The organism is Neisseria sp. P0021.S006, from assembly GCF_051956895.1.
The window spans coordinates 1-712 of the sequence record NZ_JBQCWZ010000712.1 but is presented as its reverse complement, the minus strand read 5'-3'; the positions used below and the strand labels follow the sequence as shown (position 1 = coordinate 712).

The following is a 712-nucleotide window of genomic DNA, read 5'->3' as shown; positions in this document are numbered from 1 at the left end:
GATTTGATGATTTCTTCACTGACCGGCAAAGCGTTCAGCCATTCCTGTATGGTGTTCCACATAATGCTGTTTCCTTTCCCTTTTTAGGCCGTCTGAAAACCCACGCGTTCAAAAATTTCTGCCGCACACACTTCCGATACTGCAAACAAAGTTGCCACGCTACCCAAAGCCCGTTGTGCTGCCACGCTCAAATCATCACGGCATACTTCGCCCAGCCACTCAACAGGCCGCACCAGCGACATTTTCTCATCGTCCCATTGCGGACAATGTACTGCGCCGCCTGTAATCCTGCCGATCCGATAACGGCGCAGGGCAGGCGAGTAGGTCAGTACGGCATCTCCATCGGCCAACTCGTTGGAAAACCGCCACATCTGAGCCGCACCCGATTGCGCTGTTCTCAATTTCACATCCGGCACGGCCGAACGGTAAATATCCGTCAGTTTCTCACGGCCAAAACCCTTGGCCGCCGCTTCGGCCAGCATGGGCCAGGCCAACGCCGCCACACCGCGTTCAAAAAATACATCATAAAGCGCACCTTGCGTGCTGCGAACCATATAAAGTCTGGCTTGTTTTCCCATTGCAGTACCTGTTTGTTTGAAGAACCCATCCCTTTGTTTCCATGTTACCTGTTACGGCTGAAAAATTCGATATTTTACATTGTCGGAAGGGTTTGAAGTTCTCGCTGAAAATAAATGAATTATAGATGAAAGGC

The 712-nt window shown here is 50.7% G+C and carries 1 protein-coding gene; it reads right to left on the bottom strand.

Annotated features, from left to right (window positions below; all coding sequences use genetic code 11):
- Positions 1-83: 83 nt before the first annotated feature.
- Positions 84-578 carry a restriction endonuclease gene (locus ACTHUM_RS16645; RefSeq protein WP_070460502.1) on the bottom strand — a complete coding sequence of 165 codons (495 nt, stop codon included), beginning with the start codon at positions 576-578 and terminating at the stop codon, positions 84-86.
- Positions 579-712: the final 134 nt, after the last annotated feature.